The sequence below is a fragment of the Desulfobotulus mexicanus genome (assembly GCF_006175995.1).
In the GTDB taxonomy this organism is placed as follows: Bacteria; Desulfobacterota; Desulfobacteria; order Desulfobacterales; family ASO4-4; genus Desulfobotulus; species Desulfobotulus mexicanus.
In genome coordinates this window covers 24550-43078 of the sequence record NZ_VDMB01000023.1, presented here as the reverse complement: position 1 = coordinate 43078, position 18529 = coordinate 24550, and the positions used below count along the sequence as shown (strand labels likewise).

Sequence of the window (18529 nt, the reverse complement as noted above, 5' to 3'; positions counted from 1 at the left end):
GATAGAGGCAATGGAGATAAAAATGAATTAAAATCTGAAGTTCATGAAAGGATTCCGGTTCACTACGCTCTTACATGAACCCGGTTGATTCCAAAAAACAAAAACCAGCAACCCTAAAAAAACAAAGACCTTTTATGAAATATATCCTTGCATCATGCGCCGTTCTTTTAGGCAGTTTTCTTTTTTTCCAATACGGTTCCACTTCAGACATCTTCTTAAGCCATACACCTGAAACACTGGAAAACGAGTCACTTACAGAGGCTATATGCAGCGAAATCTCCATGGAAGATCCGGAATTCAACACTGCCTCATTTAACGAAAAACCAGAACCCATAGAAGAAATCCATACGGGAACCGTAAAAGCCGGAGATACAGTCAGCCGCATCCTTTCTCCATGGCTTTCTCCTTCCCTCATCCATGAGCTGGGAAAAAGCAGTAGTCCTGTATTTGATTTAAGACGCCTCCGGACAGGCAGGGACTATAAAGTCATCACCCTGGACGGTGAATTTGCAGGCTTTGAATACAGCATAAACAGGAGTCAGTTTCTCAGTGTGGAGCTGGACAAAGAAGGCTTCCATGCAGAGGTGAATACCCTCAGCTTTGACCTTGAAACTGCAACAATAAATGGTATCATTGAAACAAGCCTGTCCGAAGCCATGCAAACCGCAGAAGATATTACCCTTGCCGTCCGCCTGAACAATCTTTTTGGATGGGAAATTGATTTTGCAAGGGATCTTCGTAAAGGAGACAGCTTTTCCGTGCTCGTGGAGCGTCGCTATCACAACGATACATTTCAGGGTTATGGCAATATCCTCGCCGCAGAAATTATCAACAGGGGCCATCGTTACGATGCCTTCCGCTTTGAGAATGAAGACGGTTCCGCTGATTTCTACAACTCCCAGGGCCAGAATATCCAGCGCTTTTTCCTGAAAAATCCCGTCCCCTTCAGCCGTATCACCTCAGGCTTCACCCATCGCCGCTGGCACCCGATTTTAAAAGATTACAGGCCCCACTATGGCGTAGATTATGCCGCCCCCACTGGTACTCCCATTTACGCGGCGGGCAGCGGAACCATTCTCCAGGTAGGCCAGAATGCAGGGGCCGGGCGCTATGTCCGCATCCGCCACGGCAACGGCTATGAAACCGCCTATCTGCACATGTCACGCTTCGAAAGAGGTATGCGCCCCGGAAGAAAGGTGAACCAGGGGGATGTAATCGGCTATGTGGGCCAGTCCGGCCTTGCCACAGGTCCCCATGTCTGCTTCCGTATGACCAAAGACGGTGTCCCAGTAGACCCCACGAAAATTGATTCACCCAGAGCCGGAGAACTACCCGAAGAACGCAGGAAGGAATTTGCCGCTCTGGTGGCCAGCCTGCAGCCACAGCTCGGCATACAGTATGCAGAACTTGAAAAAACTGAAAAGAAAAACAGCAAGGCAGAAAAAAAATCCATGTAAGCATTCATATGGAATTGCATACCAGAGGAAAAAACATGGCCACAAAGCTCTCTTTCATACACGGAATGTGGGGATCTCCGGAACTCTGGAGCAAGCAGAAAAACTTTTTCTCGGAAAAGGGTTATACCCTGAGCATACCTGCCCTTCTCCACCATCAGCCTCCGGGAAACCCTGAAAAAGTTGCAGGCTGTGGCATTGCAGATTATGTTAAGGACCTTGAAGAAAAGCTGAGCCAGGACGCTGAAAACACCATACTCATAGGTCATTCCATGGGAGGTCTGCTGGCCCAGATCCTTGCCCTTCGCCATCCCTTCAAAGCCATACTTCTCATCACACCGGCCCCGCCTGCAGAAGTTCCGGGTTTTGACCCTGCTTCCTTCATCACCTTTCTTCCCGTTGCCTTTCTTGGTGATTTCAGAAAAAAGGCCATACTGCCCAATTCAAGAAGCTTTCACCGCATCACCGGCGGCAGACTGGCTCCGGAAACAGAAAAGCAGCTTTTCAGCTGCCTTGTCCCGGAATCCGGAAAGGCCTTTTTTGAAATGGCTTTTCCCTTTTTTACTCCCTCTGCAATCACATCGGTGCCAGCGACAAAAATCCATTGCCCCGTGGCCGTATTCTGTGGAGGTAAAGACCTTGTAACCCCTCCCTCTGTGGTAAAAAAAATCCACCGCTACTATCCCAAAGCCAGACTTTTCTACTACCCGGATCTTTCCCATGGCATGCTATGGGAACCGGAATGGGAAGAAGTGGCTCAGGATATGCTGAGGTGGATTCAGGAAGTGGAAAAACTGTAGTGAAAGAGCTACAAAGCACCTGCCTGAAAATAGATATGGTAAATCATACCATAATGAAATGCACCGCCAATGAGCACCATCACATGAAAAAGCTCATGAAAGCTGAAGACCCCCGGAACCATCCGGGGTTTTTTTATGGCGTAAATCAGGCCTCCCAGAGTAAAAGCTACACCCCCTGCAAAGAGAAGAGTCACCTGCAGAGCCGTCATGTTACCAAGAACCTGATTCATCGGAAAAACAGCGGTCCACCCCATGGCCAGATAAATTCCGGCATAAAATGTACGTGGAGCCCTTGGGAAAAAAACCTGAGTCAAAAAACCAAAGGCCACAAACCCCCATTGCAGTCCGATCATCCCCCATCGCCAGCCGCCCTCCAGGCAGAAATAAGATATTGGCGTATAGGTTCCTGCAATCATAAAAAAAATGGCCATTCGGTCCATTTTTCTCCAGAAGGAAATCTCGTTTTCTTCCTGTTTAAACGCATGATAAAGGGCGCTGGCAAAAAAAAGAAAGGTTACGGACAGGCCATAGATCAGGGCAGTTATCAAACCTTCCCTTGATGAAGCAGCCACAGGGAGAAGAAAAAAAGTGCCTACAAGGGCAGCAATTCCTCCAGCCAGATGGGAATAGCAGTTAAATAGTTCCTGTCTCCTGGTTACCATGTTTTCCTCCTCTTTATCCGAAAACTTCCCCTGATCCTGAAGGGGAATCTGCACTCGCCAGTTTCCCGGAAAAGTGAGCATCCCCCAAAAACGCTCATCATGCATAAAAACTTCTTTTTAGGGCTGAGCATAGTCTCTCTGACAGGGAAGAAAACATAAAAAAGAGTTTGTGATAATTGTTTTACAAAGAACAGAAATCTCAGATTTCGGGGAGCTTCACCAGAACGGCACCGCTTTTCCGCTTGGTTTTACCCTCCCACCTGAACATCCTGATTTCACCGGTCTTTTGCATATGGGTCAAAAACTCTTCAGCATAATCCCGAAGTACCCCATTGCCACCTTCTGAGTGCAGACCCTTGCCTGTAATAATACGCATAATGGATACCCCCTCAACACGCGCCGTGAGGATTGCAGAACGCATACGTACATCTGCCTGTGCACTGTTAAGGCCATGGAGATCAAGGGTTTTTTCCGGAGAAGTCCAGATAAAAGGCTTGGGCTTCTCTATTTTTTCTCCAATAATCTCAGGCTCTGGCAGATCCGGTTCCTGCACAGGCCCCTCCTTTTCCGGATCTCCGCCCATGAGCACAAAAAGATCTGCCTCTGTATCCAGAACAGGGATTTTCTCCTTGATTTCGGGGACAGGAAGGTTTGATTTTTTCCGAAAACGGAGGCGTTTCTTTGGAGGTTTTGGAAGCGATGGTGTACTGTCCACTGATGACTGGTGGGCTCTGGAAGCATTTTTTTTCGGTAAAACCTCAGTCTCTTGTTTTTTTGTCGTTTCATTTTCAGCTACCTTTTCAGAAGCCTTTGCTGAAGGCAAGCTGGGGGACTTTTTTTTCCGGGCACGGGTATCTTTTCCCTTCTTGGCCCTGATTTTTCTTTTTTTTCCAGCAGCTGAAACAGAATCATCCTGTTTTTTTTCTTCTCTGCTCCAGATTTTTCTCCACAGACCCAACAGCCAGTCCTTCATAAGCATCCTTTCAGGCTGAATGAAACAAAATATTAATTTAAAATATAACTTATATCATACGTAAAAAATCATTTTCTTAACCGACAGATTCATTTCTTCATATCCCTGGAACAGCAATTGGCGGAGAGAGATTCAGGGGCTGGTTTTATCCCTGCTTTTTCACACCCGGAAGAACTGCAGCTACAGCCATGGCCGCAGCCTTTATTTCCGTGCTTCGGCCTGATCCTCCGCAGGCAAAGGGCTGCCAACCCGAAAACAATAAGTCCGACAACAAGGGTTTCAATAAATATCATTGGAGAACCTCCTTTTTTAAACCAATTAAAATATATAGCCCTGCCTAAAAAGGTCAAGAAAAACCTAGAATGCCCTTTGACAGCCACAAAGGACTCATCCATAATGAGCATCCGAAAAAATATCAGATAAAATAACCCAAGCACCATAATCCCATGGATCACAAAAACGATAATGAAACCCCATCAGCCAGAAACGGTTCAGCCCTGAGCAAAATCATCCATGTAGATATGGACGCCTTTTATGCAGCCATAGAACAGCGGGACAACCCGGAGCTGAAAGGCCGACCCGTCATTGTAGGCGGCAACCCCAAAGGCCGCGGTGTTGTGGCAACGTGCAGCTATGAAGCCAGAAAATTCGGCATTCATTCCGCCATGTCATCAGCTCAGGCCCTACGGAAATGCCCCCATGCCATTTTTATCCATCCCAGAAAAGAAGTGTATGCCGCTGTTTCCATACAGATTTTTTCCATATGCCAGAAATTTTCCAGCTGCATTGAACCCCTTTCCCTGGACGAAGCCTTCCTTGATGTCAGTGAAGATATCCTGAACCTTGGTTCCGCCACCCGCACAGCAGAAAGACTTCTGGAAGAAATCCATAAGCATACGGGGCTTACAGCTTCAGCCGGAGTTTCCTTTAACAAATTTCTGGCCAAGGTGGCCTCGGAGATCCATAAACCCGCAGGAATAACCGTCATCCGCCCAGAAGAAGCCCCGGCCTTTCTGGAAAGCCTGCCGGTACGCAAATTTTTTGGCGTTGGAAAAACAACGGAAAAAAAAATGCACAAGCACGGCCTTTTTACGGGGGCGGATATAAAAGCCATGGGAGAAGAAAAACTGAAGGCCCTTTTTGGTAAAGCAGGAAAGGATTTTTACACCTTTGCCATGGGCCGGGATGAGCGACCTGTCATGGCACAGAGAATCAGAAAGTCCATGGGAAGAGAAGTCACTCTGGAAAGTGATATCCGGGATACAGATACCATGCTTGCCATTCTCAAAACTCTGGCAAGAGATGTTGAGGCCTGTCTTCTCCGGAAAAAATACGCCGGTCATACCCTTACACTGAAGGTTAAATATGATAATTTCTGCAGCATAACCAGATCAGCAACCTTTGTCCGCCCCCTGTGGCGTGCAGAAGACATAATGGAAAACATACCTGAGCTTCTGGCCCGTACCGAAGCCGGGAAAAAAGCCGTCCGCCTCCTTGGCCTTTCCATATCCCAGTTCCCGGAAACAGAAACAGAACAGACAAAGGGACAGATGCTTCTTCCCTTTATATTTCATAAAACCACAGACTGCACCCCTAACAAAGGTTAAGCACTACGGGCTTTCCAGCACAATTTCTCCGGGCTGCTCCCAGGCTGAGGCATTGAAACCAGCCACCTGCCACTTTTCGTGCAGTTTTTCCAGCTCCCCGGATGCCAGAAGACGGGCCATGCCCTTATCAAAAATGTGCATCAGCTTCATAGAAGAAGGCCTGTCCGAAAAAGCCAGATAAGCCTTCTGACCCCAGAGGGGAGCAACCCGGTAAACCACCGTATCCACCATATGCGTATCAACATAACGATCCACATCAATTCGGGAATCAATGAATGCATCCACCCGGTCTGCGTCCAGCAGACGCCAGAGATTGCCCTCTTCGGGAATCTCCATCCTGTGCATGATAATACCTTTGAGGGGATTTCTTAAATGATAATCATAACCCCTGTACCAGACAACGGAACGCCCCTTAAGGGAGTTCTGTCCCGCCCAGTCCGGAAAAAGCTCCTTTTTAAAGACAGCGACAGTATATTCAATGTAAAGGGGTAAAGCCGGAACCTTGAGACCTGCGGCATCGGCATCTTCTTTCCATACACTGGGCATGGCATCGGCATGGCCATTTCTCAAAAGATTCAGGGAACGGTTCCAGTTGGCAAACTCCCATGACACCCTAACCCCTTCCGGTTCATAAATTTTTTTTAAAATCTCAAAGAAAAAACCAGTACCATCATTATGGGTCTGACCTTCCCACTCCGGCGTGACAATATGAATCCGCGGAGAAAATTCATCGGTCCTACCCTGGTAAGGCAGGGTAAGCAGAACAGCAGAGAGAAGAAAAAAAACTGTCCGGAACCCATTTTTTCTTTCAGATCTCATCATCATCCTCCTCAAGAAGCCTGACCTCCGAACCATCCACACCCTCAAAAGAAATAAGATGGGCTTCCAGATCCAGGGAATATAAATCCATATCCCTGACGGAAAAGGCCCAGTCTCCAACGCCTATGCCCCGGGGCAGCCTGACTCCCGGGGCCTGCATAAGAGGATGCCATGAAGGCAGATCCCGACCTTCATTAAGACAGCGATAGGCACAGCTAACCGGCAGCCAGTCCGGATTATTTTTCAGACAATCCCGGATGGCAAGACATTCTGTTTTGTTGCTGAATCGTTCATTATAAATCCGGCATTCCCCAGATTCAAGGTCCAGAAACTCACAGGCCAGCCGGGTATAATAAATAAGGCTTGTCTCCTCTTCCTCCATTTTAACAAGGCAGCATCTGCCGCAGCCATCGCAGAGGGATTCCCATTCCTCCATACTCATCTCTTCCAGTTTTTTATTTTTCCAGAATCCCATACAGTCTCCCATTGCGGCCCAGAGCATATCCCCATCAGGCAGCTTGAATCTTAACAAAATACAGACCACACAAAGAGCAGGGCCATCAATACAAAAAACATTGGGATTTTTTAAGATAAAATGATAATAGGATATTTTTTAGCAAGCTGCCACCGTAAATATGTATTATTCCATAAAGTGGTCTGCTCTGCCACAATAAAAGATCCCACGGCAAAGGGATTTCATCTGCACCATAAACTCCCAAAGCCCATCCTTATCAAAAAAAAGAGAACGATGATGTCAATTTTCGAAAAAAGCAGCAATCCGAAAATCATGGCCTACGGACTGGGACTTTCCGCCATGCTGGTCATTGTTCTGCTAATGGCGGGCAATGCCTTTTTCCACTATCAGGATACCTTTCGGGCAGGGGAAAAAAAAGCCCTGGAATTATCCCGCATGCTGGCCCTCAGTTCCACCCAGAAACTGGCCGGAATAAGAATTCTTTTCAAGGGTATGTCCATGACCATGGACGGATGTCTGCAGAGTGACAACCAGGCACCAACCTGCAGGGATATAAGCCTCCAGCTAAAGGAACTGAGCCTGTATGAACCCCATATCATGGATCTTCTCATCATTGATGCCGAAGGAGGCATCCTCCACTGGAGTGCCGACCCTCCCGTTCCGGACATCAGAAACCGTCCCTATGTACGCATACACCACACCGGCCGTCACGAAGGACTGGTCATCAGCCCGCCCATACAGTCCATGCGGGAGGACAAAAAATGGTTTTTTGCCATATCACAGGCCTACTACTCCAGTGACGGTCACCTGAAATATATCTTTGCCGCCCTAATTGATCTGGAAGTTCTCCTTCAGAGTTACGAAGGAATTCTGCTACCTGAGGATGGAACAGCAGGTCTGCTCATGAATAACGGACAGATCATCATCCGCATACCCGACCATGAAGACTTTGTTGGAAAATACTCCCATATCATTCCCCATCATATGGATCTGGGCAAAAACAGAGTCATACATGGCATGGGCCTTGACAAGACTCCGAGAATAATCGCCTTTCAGACCATAGATCCTTATCCCATGGCAGCATGGGTTTCCCTGTCCAGAAAGCAGATGATCGAAAACTGGTGGCGGCAGGGCAGAACAACGGCCGCCATCAGCCTGCTGGTTCTGTTTTTTTTCATCTTTCTCACCCATTCCCTGGCCAGAGCCCTCAAACGGCAGGAGCAGGAAAAACATGCCTTGATCACCCTGGCAGGCACCGATGCCCTCACAGGTCTTGCCAACCGGAGACAGGCCCTTTTAAGCCTGGAGCGGGCCATGGCAAGATCCCGTCGCACGGGACAACCCCTTTCCATCATCATGCTGGATCTGGACCATTTCAAGGCCGTCAATGACACCTTCGGCCACCCAAAAGGAGATGCCATCCTCCAGCTTGCCGCAAAAAACATAGAAAAAAGGCTGCGTTCCTCGGATCTTGCCGCACGCATAGGCGGCGAAGAGTTTCTTGTCATCCTTCCCGATACTGACCTTGCCGGAGCTGAAAATCTTGCGGAATCCCTGCGCCTTGGCTTCAAGGATAATCTGAAGCTGCCCAAACCTGTACCATGGAAGGTTTCCGCCAGCATAGGAGTCTGCACCATGAATAATGAAGACACGGCAGAATTTATTCTCTGCCGTGTGGATTCCCTGCTTTATCAGGCCAAAAAAAAGGGAAGGGATCAGGTTGTAACGGAAACGGAGGAATGAGTCCCGCAGGCATTAAAGCTCCCTGTTCTTTTTAAAAAGATCTGCTATGTCTTCCAGCACCATATAAAAAGAGGGCACCAGAATCAGGGTAATAAAAGAAGCGAAGAGAATACCATAACCAAGGCTGATGGCCATGGGAATGAGAAAACGGGCCTGCCTTGAGGTTTCAAAAATCATGGGCGCCAGCCCGCCGAAGGTGGTCAGGGTGGTCAGCATGATGGGACGGAAGCGGGAAACCCCTGCCTCCCAGATGGCCGGCAGGGTCTCCACCCCCTGCCTCCGGCTGCGGTTGGCCCGGTCAATCATCACAAGGGAAGCATTCACCACCACACCACAAAGGGCCACAACCCCAAAAAGACTCATCATGGAAAGGGAATAACCCATGATGAGGTGACCAGCAACGGCCCCCACCAGCCCGAAGGGAATGCAGCACATGATGATAAGGGGCTGGAAGTAGCTCTTAAAGGGCACGGCCAGCAGGGCATATATGGCCACCAGCGCCATCAAAAGCCCCATGAAAAGACGCTGGGTGCTCTCCTTCATGTCTGCCTGCCTGCCTTCAAAACCCGCATTCAGCCCCGGATACCTGTTTTTAAGATCCGGCAATACCTCCGCCCGCAGGGTTTCCACCACCTCACCTGCCCGTGAAGCCGGGGTCACATCCCCCGTTACGGTGAGAATGCGGCGGCCAGCCCGCCTCCTTATCTCCGTATAGGCCCGCCCCTCTTCCAGACGCACCACCTCCCGCAGCAAAACTTCCCCGCCCGCAGGTGTACGGATAATCAGATCCTTAAGATGCTCCATGCGCAGACGCTCCTCAGCAGGAAGACGTACCCGGACAGTAATCTCATTTCTGCCCCTCTGAAAACGCAGGGCCTCAACACCCTGGAAGGCAGCCCGCACCTGCCGGGCCACCTCCCTTGCCGTCAGTCCCAGGCGCTCTCCCTCAGGCAGCATGACAAAATCAAGCTGTTTTTTCCCCCTTGCAGTGCCGTCATCCACGTCACTTACCAGAGGAAAATCCATAAGCTGTGCCGCCAGGTACCTGCCAGCTGCTTCCAGGGTATCAATATCCCTGTGGGAAAGCTCCACGGTCAGGGCCTTGCCTGAACCGGGGCCGCCCCGATCCGCCTGAAAACTGATGGTTTCAATACCCGAAAGCCTGCCCACATCCTTCCGCCATTGCTGAACCAGTGCCGTAGTACCCACGGGTCTGACATCGGGTGGTGTCAGGTAAATCCGTACCTGTATGGTGTTTTCCCGGATTCTGGAAAAAATCCCTAATGCAAGATCTTCTCCTCCGTTTTCCGCCACAAGTTTTCTGGCCGAAGCAATAATCCGGTCATGGACCTCCGTGGCCCGCTGACTGGAAGATCCATAGGGAATAACCGCCTCACAAAAAGCAAAATCCGACTCAATGCGGGGAAAAAGCTCCATTCCCATGCGACCGCTTTTCACATACCCGAAGGTGGCCAGCAGCACAGCCATACCCACGGCAATCACCAGATAACGGTGGGCCAGACAGCGGCTCAGCAGGGGACCGTAAAACCCGTTTATAAAGCGGATGAAGCCCTGACTGAAGGCATGCTGAAAATCCGAAAATTTTGCAAAAACACCCCGTTTGATTTTCCGCTGATGGGCCAGATGGGCAGGCAGAATAAAAAGGCTTTCAATGAGAGACATGAAAAAAACAGCCACCACCACCACAGGCAGTGTACCGAATATTTTACCAAGCATTCCTGGAATAAAGGCCATGGGTAAAAAAGCGACTATGTTAGTCAGCACACTGAAGGTGACAGGTACGGCCATTTCACGGGCACCCTGTATGGAAGCATCCATAAAGGAAAGACCCCGCTGGCGAAGGGAATACACATGTTCCCCCACTACAATGGCATCATCCACCACTATCCCAAGTGTTACAATAAAGGCAAAGAGGGTAATCATATTGATGGTGAAATCTGTCATGGGAAGAAAAAGAAAGGCTCCAAGAAAACTGATGGGAATGCCAAGACTCACCCAGAAAGCCAGCCGGATCTCCAGAAAGAGGGCCAGAAGGATAAAAACAATGAGAAGCCCTATGCCCGCATTACGCAGAAGAAGATCTGCCCGCTGTTCAAAGACTTCTGAAAAATCCCTCACTATATCAACGTCAATACCTTCTGGCAGACCTGCTGAAAAATCTTTGAGAGCAAACTGACTTGCCCTGGAAACGGAAATGGGTGTTTCATCCCCAACCCGGTAGACATTCACCATGACCGAAGGGTAGCCATTGAAATAAGCCCTCACATCGGTGTCTTCAAAACCTTCCTCCACACGGGCAATGTCCCCCAGAAGCAGTCTGGAGCCGTCTGTGTGGGTCATAATGGCAAGATCCCTGTAACCGGCTGCGGTGTATATTCTGCCCTTCATACGGAGAAGAATCTCACCACCTTCCGTATCCAGACGGCCTCCCCCCATCTCAACAGAAATTTCCGCTAGCTTTCTGGCAACGGTATCCAGGGTGATACCATGGCGTCTCAGTTTTTCTTCAGAAATCCAGACGGAAATCTCATGGTCCCTCACCCCTTCCAGAGCCGTCTGGGTGATGCCCTCCTCTTCCAGAAGCCGGTCCCGCAAAAGTTCCGCAGCTTCCCGCAGTACGGCTTCCTCCGCCGACCCGTAAACAGCAATGGAAAGCACCTCCCGCATTCTCGCATTCACAACAACACGGGGGCTTTCCGCCCCTTCGGGAAAGGTGGTGATCCTGTCCACCTCCCTCTGCACATCCTGGGAAAACCTGTTAATATCCGTGCCTTCAAGCACTTCAATCTGCACCCTTCCCATGCCTTCAAAAGCAAAAGATACAAACTTATCCACCCCTTCCAGCCCCTGAACTGCCTCTTCCAGGGCCAGCACAATCCCCTGTTCCACTTCTTCAGGACCTGCACCGGGATAGGCCACGGAAACCGTTACCACTCCAAGATCAAAATCAGGAAAAACCTCCTGTTTGATGCCCGAGAACATGATGAGGCCACCCACAAGGCAGGCCACCATGAGAAGATTGGCTGCAACATTGTTGCGGGTCATCCAGGCAATGGGGCCCCCTGTCTGCTTTTCCATATCCTATTCCTTTTCCGGCTTTTCAGACCTTCGGGGAGCTTTTCCCGATCCTTTTTCCATGGCTTCACCCGGGAAAGATGGACTTCCCTGTATCTCTGTTTCCACGGTCATCCCTTCCACAGCCAGGCCCAGATCGGAAATCACCAGCAGACTGCCTTCCTCAAGGTCAGGGGCAATGTATACGCCTCTCTTATCGGTAAACAAAGGATTCACAACAACAAAACGCAGACGATTTTCCCCGTCCACCACCCAGACCTGACGCCCCTCCCTCAGGCTGCCATGGGGCAGGAAAAAGCCCTCTTCAAAGCGGCGTCCCTCCACCTCCATGGAAAGAAAATCCCCAAGAAAAAGCGAAGGCAGTGGAGTTTTCAAACTTAAAGGATCTTCCACACTTACAAGCATACGGGCCATACGGGTATTTTCCGTAATATCCGGAAGAATCTGAAAGACCCTCCCCTGCCGCTCACCACCTGCGGTACGAATACGAACATGGGAAGGTCCTTTTTCGTAATTTCTGGTACGCAAAACAGAGGTCCGGTCCAACGGAATCCTTGCTTCTATCCAGAAAACATCCCTTCCCGCAAGGCTTGCCAGAACCTCGCCAGCAGACACCCGGCTGCCTGCCACCACACTGCGGCGGGTCAGCACCCCGTCAAAGGGTGCTCTGATGCGGGTTCTTTCCAGCTGAATCTCCGCCATTTCCAGATCCGCTCTGGCGGAAGCCAGGGCAGCCTCCATCTGACGCATCTGCGGTTTTCTCAGGGTCAACTCCGTTGCGGCAAGGCTTTGCCCTGTGAGGCCTTCCAGGGTTTTCACCTCGGCTTTTGCCATGGCTGCCCTGCCCTTTTCAAGGTCCAGATCCGCAACCGCCCTGTTCACGGCAGCCGCTGCCCTGTCTACAGCTATACGGAAATCAGAAGGATCAACCTTAAGCATAAGATCGCCCCCATCCACATGCCCCCCCGGAAAAAAATCCTCTGACATAAAAATCAGTGTGCCTGCCAGCGGACTCCGTATATCCACCTCCTTTTCAGCCACAACGGTACCCATCAGGAAAAGCTGCTCCACAGCCGGCTCTTTCTGCAATGACAGAACCGTAACAAGGGGGGTAGCCTGCACAGCCGGTCTCCTCTGGGCCGAAGGCCTGGTTTCAAGAAAATACCGGCCAAGGCCCGCACCCATGGCAATAATCACAAGGGGTAAAAGAATTCTGATCCACAGGGATCTGCGGGAAACTGGTGGTTGATCATAAAGGGATGGCGTCATGAGAATATACTCCCGGAAAACGGTTGTTCTGATCAGAAGAAGACCTGCTCCTGCAAAACATTTTTAGTAATTATTCAGAACATTTTATCTTGAAAAACTGTTCATTAATTTCAGAATTTTGGCTCCAGACAAAGACAATCGGGCTGTTTGTGAGTGACATTGCAATCGTTTCGGATCAGAGCGTCGCAGACCTGTGCGAAAGAAGCGGCAAACTGTCTGACCCGCCACAAAGGCAGCGTACCAAGGCCTGCCATGGTAATCAAAAAGCTTATCCTGCCTGTGGCGGGGAGTTTTTGCCGCTTCCGCACAGGGCAAGAAGCTCCCGAATAAGATTGCGTCACGAACAAATGGCTCGGTTGTCTATACACCTGATTGAAGGTATTCAATTTGTCAAAGGCAGGCTTAAAGGTCCGTCCTGCGAAAGATTTTTACGGTAAGGTGCCTGCAGAGCCATCCGGCCGGCCTGCCCTCGCCCCTTCTTCCCACCACTGCCCCCCCAGAGCACGGTGCAGGGCTATACGCGCCTGCATACGGACAACCTGCTGATTCACAAGGCGCTCTTCCAGATCCCGTATCCGGCTGCGGGCCGTGAGCACCAGATCAAAATTGTCTCCACCCAGCCTGTAACGCCGCAGGGCTTCCTCCAGTGTCATCCGGGCCGCATCCAGACGCAGACGGGTCTCCCCTAAAAGGGCTTCCTGACGTGCTTCCCGGACAAGGGCATCCTCGACCTCCCTGACAGCGGTCAGCACACTACGTTCATAGGCAGCCACCCTTTCCCGGACCACAGCCTCACTGCGTGCCACATTGGCCCTGCGCCTGCCTCCGTCAAAAACCGGAATGGCCAGACCCGCAGCCGCATCCAGAAGCCAGCCCTCACCCAAAAGGGCCAGGCCCGCTGCGGTCAGCCCGCCCCGACCCGAAAGGGTGAGGCCCGGAAGACGCAGGGCACGGGTGGCTTCCATATCCCAGCCCGCAGCCGTAAGCCGGGCCTGGGCGGCACGTATATCAGGTCTTTTTTCAATCAGTTCAAGGGGCAGACCCGGATCAGGCAGGGCAGGGAAAAAAATATCCCTCCTTTTTTCTGCCCCTCCCATGGAAAATTCCGATGCAGCCCTGCCCGTAAGAAGAGCCATACGATGCTCCTGCAGACGCAGCTCTCCCTTAAGATCCGGAATGCGGGAACCCACACCCAGCACCACTTCCTTCTGGCGCAGAATATCCAGAATACCTGCCATGCCCCGGCTGAAACGGGCCTTTTCTATCTCCAGAAGGGTCTTTTCCTCTGCAAGCTGCCCTTGGGCAAGATCCAGCAGATAGAGGGTATGCACATAAAGACTCCATGTATCAGCCACACTTGCGGCCACAGTCATGGCGGCACTTTCCAGATCCCCCCGGCTGGCCCGGAAACGCTCACCCTCTGCGGCGGATGCTGCTGCCACACGGCCCCAGATATCCACTTCATAACTGGCTGCAAAGAAAGTATTATAGCGTTCCGTTGTCCGGACCTGACCGCTTTCACTGTTCCTTGACCTCTGCTGGCCGGCTTCCGCATTAAAATTCAGCTCCGGCCAGAAACCCGATTTTCCTGCCTCAAAACCAGCTGCTGCCGCATCCAGTCTTGCCAGGGCTTCACGGATATCCAGATTGGAACCCAGAGCCTCTTCCACAAGGATATTAAGTTCAAGGCTCCCAAAACCCTCCCACCATTTTTCTGCGGGCAAAGCACTGAGGCCCCCTTCTGCGCCGTAGGCATCCGGCAGGCCCTGGGGCAGGATCTCCGGAAAATCCGGCTGCCTGACCCCGCAGCCCCAAAGAAACAGGACTGTCAGCAAAATACAGAACAGTCTAGCCACATCTGCCCCCTAAAGAAAAAACATACGCGAATGTGCCTTTGCCGCAAGCCGCATCTGACTGTCTCTGGCTTCGGCTTCCATCACAAGAAAACGGGCAGACTTTTCCACAAGCGAAACCCGTATATCATAGGACAGATCTTCCACCATCAGCGGCCGTAAAAAAGTTCCGTTCAACTCAAGACTCACCGCAGCCCTGCCCGACTCAAGAATGGAAAAAGGGCCGAAGACATTATCAAAGGCAGCCATGAGAAAGCCTCCCTGCAGAGACCCTGCGGGATTGGCCAATCCCTTTTCGTGCATGAATCTGCAGGAAAGGTAAGCACCCGGTAGATATTCCGTAAAAATCCCGTTCAGGGTCTCAAAGCAGGGTGGGAGAACAAAACCATCCCCCATATTTTGGCCCATACTCTTTAATTTTCTTAAAATGCCTTCATGGGAATTGAATTTTTCCTGCACAGCCTTCTCCACTTTCCATATTTTTTTTAAAGCAGTCCCAAAAACATACATCCTTCTTTTACCCGATCTGATCAAAAATACCAGAAGCGTCAAGTAAAGTTGGGTAAAGAAAGGATCTTGCAAAAACAGGAAGGGGACGTTAAAGCTTCGGATGAAAAGGGCTTTTCGGGCCGTATTATACGCAGGGCCTGAATTGTTATTCATTAAAACAAAGACAACTTCATGAGAGGAAAGAAGCGCATGTACAGATCCGAAACAGGCAGTCCGGAACAGGCAAAAGACATGGAAACAAAAGAAACCGGCCTCAAATCAGAAAAAACCTGCGAAATCTACACAGACGCGGAGCAGCTTGCCCTTATTGAAAGAGCCTTGTCCGGTATTTCCCAATAAATAAACTGAGTACCACTGTACTTCAGCCATACGAACTGAAATCAGGAAAATGATAAGGCAGGTCTCCGGGTCTGCCAGCGGGCACCCCGTGAAGGGTGCCCTGCAGCCCAGGGTGGTGAAATCATTTGGCAGTGACAGACCTTGCGCCTGCAAGACCTGTGAAATGAAAACTACAGATATCCCCCTCAGTTTTCATTCAAAAGTCCGAATTTCTTCATTTTGGTAAAGAGAGTTTTCCTATGGATACCAAGGCTTTCAGCAGCATTTTCCCTGTGCCACTGATGGCGGTGAAGTGCTTCCACAATGAGCTTTTTCTCATAGGCATCCACCCTCGGAACAAGGGTCGTACTTTTTTCAAACTCAACCTCATCTTCCTTAAGTCCATCCCTTTCACCCAGAAAATCAAGATTCCCCAATGAAAGATAACGCTGAATGGCATTCTGCAGCTCCCGGACATTACCCGGCCAGTCATGGCTGGAAAAGGCTTCCAGCAGCTTACCCGTCACCGGCGGCAGCACCCTGCCAGCACCATATTTATTAAAAAAATGATCCATGAGAAGTGGCAGATCTTCCTTGCGGTCCCTGAGGGCAGGAAGACGTATGGGCACAATATGAATTCTGTAAAAAAAATCTTCCCGCATACGGTTTTCCCGCAGAAGATCGTAAAGATTTCTATTGGTTGCCGCAATGACACGGATATCCGGCTTCAGGGTTTCAGTGCCGCCCACAGGCGTAAATCCGGCACCATCCAGCGCCCTGAGCAGCTTTATCTGCATGGCCAGGGGGATTTCTCCGATTTCATCAAGAAAAAGCGTTCCTCCGTCCGCAGCGGCAAGGTAGCCCTGCTTATCCCGGTCTGCCCCGGTAAAAGCACCCTTCTTATGACCAAAAAAGGCACTCTCCGCAAGATTCTCACTAATGGCTCCGCAATTAACGGCAACAAAGGGCCCACGCACCCTTTCACTCATATCATGGATGGCTCTGGCCGTGAGTTCCTTTCCCGTACCCGATTCCCCGTAAATAATAACACTGCTGATACCCGATGCTGCTTTAAGAATCCTCTCATAAACATCCTGCATCACCTGACTTTTTCCCACCAGTCCACCAAAATGCCAGCGTTCCTGCATGGCTGAACGAAGCCRCCTGTTTTCTTCCCTCAGGCTTTCTTCCCTTACCATCAGGGCGGATTCTGAAGCTTTTCGTTCAGTAATATCAATAAAAACTGCCTGCACCCGGCCCACAGTACCGTCAAAGGATGCAAGGGGGGCATAGATAACCTCGTACCAGCGGCCTTCTTCGGAAAAAAAGACTTCCTTGCGCACGGTCTCACCGGCAAAAACCCTTTCCACGGGACAATCTTTGCAGGGTTTCTTACGTTTATAAAAAATTGAATAGCAATATTCACCTTCAGGATTATATCCGGATTGTGAAATAAGACGACGGTTGGCAAAAATAACCCTGCCCTTAATATCCCGGACAAAAACAGGACCCGGAAGGTGATTGACGATGGCAGCCAGCTGTGCTTCGCGCTCATGCAGAAGGTGCCTTGCCCTCTTGGCTTCCGTAATGTCCATGAAAGAGGCCACACTTACCTGTGTACCCTCCACCATGCCCACCTTCATGAGAACGTCTTTAACCTCTCCTGCCCGATTCAAAAACTGACATTCATAAACCGAAGGTGCCCGCCCCGGCTCCGTACGCCTCCACACATGATAATTTTCCATGCGTTTGACATCTTCCGGTACCACAAAATCCTTCCACTTTTTCTTGCCAAGGATTTCCTCTCGGGTATAGCCTGTCATCTTTGCAAAGGTGGCATTGCAGAAACGGATATATTCATTATTTTCAATAAGTATGGTTCCTGTACCTGTGTTTTCCAAAACACCGGCATAGCGGGCCTCTGCCATAAGCAGAGCCTCTTCCACCCTTGCCCGCTCCAGCTTCTGATGGAGATGGTCAATGCCGCTTGCCACATCATCGGCAAGGCTGGACAGAAGAACGCATTCCTTTTCCCCAAAGCCCCCTTTGGTAAAAGAATACAGGGTAAGGGCACCAATGGGTCTTCTGCGGCCCTCCACCATCAGGGGAAGACTCAAAACAGAACGGAAACCATGGGCCAGAGCATCGGAGACCCACTCCGATGGATAATCACTGGAAGAAATCTCCATATCCCGGCTCAGAAAAACCTCTTTTGTACGTATAGCAATTCCCGTAGGCGTATCGGAACCTGGACCCGACTCTGCCCATGATACCTTCATCTCCTCAAGATATGCCTTCCCCTCTCCCCAGCAGGCCACCTTCCGTACAGGCTTACCTTCGCTGTCTTCCCTGTACCCAACCCAGCAGAGGGCATAGCCTCCCATGGCCACCAGAGCCATGCATATTTCCCGCAGAAGATAGGACTCATCGCTGGCCTTCAGAAGGGCATGGTTGCAACGCCTCAAAAAAATAACGAGGGTCTCCAGGTCCTTCAGAGCCAAAGGCTTTTCTTCTCCGGACGCAGGTATCATATCAGTATACTCTTCCCAGTTCATTTGGTTCACATCCATTTCGCAGATTCAGGGTTACAGTATTCGATATAAGGCAGGTGCAGCTCTGTCAGGCTACAAATCTGATTCAGGCTCTGCTGGAACTTCACCTTCCATACATGGAAACCTAAAATTGATCTGAAACCCTTAACAGATCACACACCACATTAAAGAACATGGTTTTAATTCATCCAACCTCAGGACAAACAAAAATGCAAGCCCCTAAAAAAAAGAATCCCGACAGAATCATAAATGATCCGAAGGGATTCATATCTGCCAGACTTCCCCATGCCCGGCCCATGGCAATGGTAAAGTTTTAGATTGTGACTGAAATTTTTGCGTTTTTTTAGTTTGCTGCCCTGTCTGAAAAGACACAATACCAAGGTTCATCTACACCTGAT

General features: G+C 50.2%; 15 protein-coding genes. 5 read left to right on the top strand and 10 right to left on the bottom strand.

The window, feature by feature from the left end:
* Window positions 1-134 precede the first annotated feature (134 nt).
* Together FIM25_RS14035 and FIM25_RS14030 are read left to right on the top strand one after the other, a co-directional pair.
* Window positions 135-1457 carry a M23 family metallopeptidase gene (locus FIM25_RS14035; protein WP_179953403.1) on the top strand — a complete coding sequence of 441 codons (1323 nt, stop codon included), beginning with the start codon at window positions 135-137 and terminating at the stop codon, window positions 1455-1457.
* A 35-nt stretch (window positions 1458-1492) separates the two neighbouring features.
* Complete coding sequence (locus FIM25_RS14030) at window positions 1493-2254, top strand: alpha/beta hydrolase (protein ID WP_179953402.1); 762 nt, start codon at window positions 1493-1495, stop codon at window positions 2252-2254.
* A gap of 8 nt (window positions 2255-2262) precedes the next feature.
* Here FIM25_RS14030 and trhA read toward each other — a convergent pair whose 3' ends face one another.
* From trhA to FIM25_RS17955, 3 genes are all read right to left on the bottom strand, one after another.
* Window positions 2263-2916: a PAQR family membrane homeostasis protein TrhA gene (trhA, locus tag FIM25_RS14025; RefSeq protein ID WP_179953401.1), complete on the bottom strand. Its 654-nt coding sequence runs from the start codon at window positions 2914-2916 to the stop codon at window positions 2263-2265.
* Window positions 2917-3115: 199 nt separating this feature from the next.
* Window positions 3116-3889: a Smr/MutS family protein gene (locus FIM25_RS14020; protein ID WP_179953400.1), complete on the bottom strand. Its 774-nt coding sequence runs from the start codon at window positions 3887-3889 to the stop codon at window positions 3116-3118.
* Between the two features lie 89 nt (window positions 3890-3978).
* Entirely contained in the window at window positions 3979-4182 is a 204-nt protein-coding gene (locus FIM25_RS17955) for a FeoB-associated Cys-rich membrane protein (RefSeq protein WP_139450498.1), read from the bottom strand.
* 153 nt (window positions 4183-4335) lie between these two features.
* On the opposite strand from FIM25_RS17955, the gene dinB reads away from it, so the two are divergent.
* Window positions 4336-5496, top strand: coding sequence for a DNA polymerase IV (dinB, locus tag FIM25_RS14010; RefSeq protein WP_139450487.1), 1161 nt, complete (start codon window positions 4336-4338; stop codon window positions 5494-5496).
* Window positions 5497-5499: 3 nt separating this feature from the next.
* Here the strand turns inward: dinB and FIM25_RS14005 are convergent, their stop codons facing one another.
* Both FIM25_RS14005 and FIM25_RS14000 read right to left on the bottom strand, forming a co-directional pair.
* The gene (locus FIM25_RS14005; protein ID WP_179953399.1) at window positions 5500-6315 is read right to left on the bottom strand and encodes a substrate-binding periplasmic protein; all 816 of its coding nucleotides are present in this window, start codon (window positions 6313-6315) and stop codon (window positions 5500-5502) included.
* A complete protein-coding gene (locus FIM25_RS14000; RefSeq protein WP_179953398.1) occupies window positions 6305-6790 on the bottom strand; it encodes a YkgJ family cysteine cluster protein in 486 nt (161 codons plus the stop codon). Before FIM25_RS14000 ends, FIM25_RS14005 begins: the two co-directional genes overlap by 11 nt.
* A 276-nt stretch (window positions 6791-7066) precedes the next feature.
* Here FIM25_RS14000 and FIM25_RS13995 point away from each other — a divergent pair, with 276 nt between their 5' ends.
* Complete coding sequence (locus FIM25_RS13995; protein ID WP_179953397.1) at window positions 7067-8533, top strand: sensor domain-containing diguanylate cyclase; 1467 nt, start codon at window positions 7067-7069, stop codon at window positions 8531-8533.
* A 12-nt stretch (window positions 8534-8545) separates the two neighbouring features.
* Here the strand turns inward: FIM25_RS13995 and FIM25_RS13990 are convergent, their stop codons facing one another.
* The 4 genes from FIM25_RS13990 to FIM25_RS13975 all read right to left on the bottom strand — a co-directional run bounded on the left by FIM25_RS13990 (window position 8546) and on the right by FIM25_RS13975 (window position 15210).
* Window positions 8546-11632: an efflux RND transporter permease subunit gene (locus FIM25_RS13990; RefSeq protein ID WP_139450483.1), complete on the bottom strand. Its 3087-nt coding sequence runs from the start codon at window positions 11630-11632 to the stop codon at window positions 8546-8548.
* A 3-nt stretch (window positions 11633-11635) separates the two neighbouring features.
* Entirely contained in the window at window positions 11636-12898 is a 1263-nt protein-coding gene (locus FIM25_RS13985) for an efflux RND transporter periplasmic adaptor subunit (protein ID WP_139450482.1), read from the bottom strand.
* A 428-nt stretch (window positions 12899-13326) separates the two neighbouring features.
* On the bottom strand, window positions 13327-14754 hold the full coding sequence (locus FIM25_RS13980) for an efflux transporter outer membrane subunit (protein ID WP_139450481.1): 1428 nt from the start codon (window positions 14752-14754) through the stop codon (window positions 13327-13329).
* 9 nt (window positions 14755-14763) lie between these two features.
* Window positions 14764-15210 (bottom strand): PaaI family thioesterase, encoded by a 447-nt coding sequence (locus FIM25_RS13975; RefSeq protein WP_179953396.1) that lies wholly within the window; start codon window positions 15208-15210, stop codon window positions 14764-14766.
* A 222-nt stretch (window positions 15211-15432) separates the two neighbouring features.
* Here FIM25_RS13975 and FIM25_RS17160 point away from each other — a divergent pair, with 222 nt between their 5' ends.
* Complete coding sequence (locus FIM25_RS17160; protein ID WP_179953395.1) at window positions 15433-15600, top strand: hypothetical protein; 168 nt, start codon at window positions 15433-15435, stop codon at window positions 15598-15600.
* A gap of 185 nt (window positions 15601-15785) precedes the next feature.
* Here the strand turns inward: FIM25_RS17160 and FIM25_RS13970 are convergent, their stop codons facing one another.
* Window positions 15786-18134: a sigma 54-interacting transcriptional regulator gene (locus FIM25_RS13970; protein WP_179953394.1), complete on the bottom strand. Its 2349-nt coding sequence runs from the start codon at window positions 18132-18134 to the stop codon at window positions 15786-15788.
* Between the last annotated feature and the right edge of the window lie 395 nt (window positions 18135-18529).

Coding starts and splice junctions, on each gene's coding strand:
- FIM25_RS13995 (WP_179953397.1), top strand. CDS start 7,067: ATGTCAATTTTCGAAAAAAGCAGCAATCCGAAAATCATGGCCTACGGA.
- FIM25_RS13990 (WP_139450483.1), bottom strand. CDS start 11,632: ATGGAAAAGCAGACAGGGGGCCCCATTGCCTGGATGACCCGCAACAAT.
- FIM25_RS13985 (WP_139450482.1), bottom strand. CDS start 12,898: ATGACGCCATCCCTTTATGATCAACCACCAGTTTCCCGCAGATCCCTG.
- FIM25_RS14035 (WP_179953403.1), top strand. CDS start 135: ATGAAATATATCCTTGCATCATGCGCCGTTCTTTTAGGCAGTTTTCTT.
- FIM25_RS14000 (WP_179953398.1), bottom strand. CDS start 6,790: ATGGGATTCTGGAAAAATAAAAAACTGGAAGAGATGAGTATGGAGGAA.
- FIM25_RS14030 (WP_179953402.1), top strand. CDS start 1,493: ATGGCCACAAAGCTCTCTTTCATACACGGAATGTGGGGATCTCCGGAA.
- FIM25_RS17955 (WP_139450498.1), bottom strand. CDS start 4,182: ATGATATTTATTGAAACCCTTGTTGTCGGACTTATTGTTTTCGGGTTG.
- trhA (WP_179953401.1), bottom strand. CDS start 2,916: ATGGTAACCAGGAGACAGGAACTATTTAACTGCTATTCCCATCTGGCT.
- dinB (WP_139450487.1), top strand. CDS start 4,336: ATGGATCACAAAAACGATAATGAAACCCCATCAGCCAGAAACGGTTCA.
- FIM25_RS14020 (WP_179953400.1), bottom strand. CDS start 3,889: ATGAAGGACTGGCTGTTGGGTCTGTGGAGAAAAATCTGGAGCAGAGAA.
- FIM25_RS17160 (WP_179953395.1), top strand. CDS start 15,433: ATGAGAGGAAAGAAGCGCATGTACAGATCCGAAACAGGCAGTCCGGAA.
- FIM25_RS14005 (WP_179953399.1), bottom strand. CDS start 6,315: ATGAGATCTGAAAGAAAAAATGGGTTCCGGACAGTTTTTTTTCTTCTC.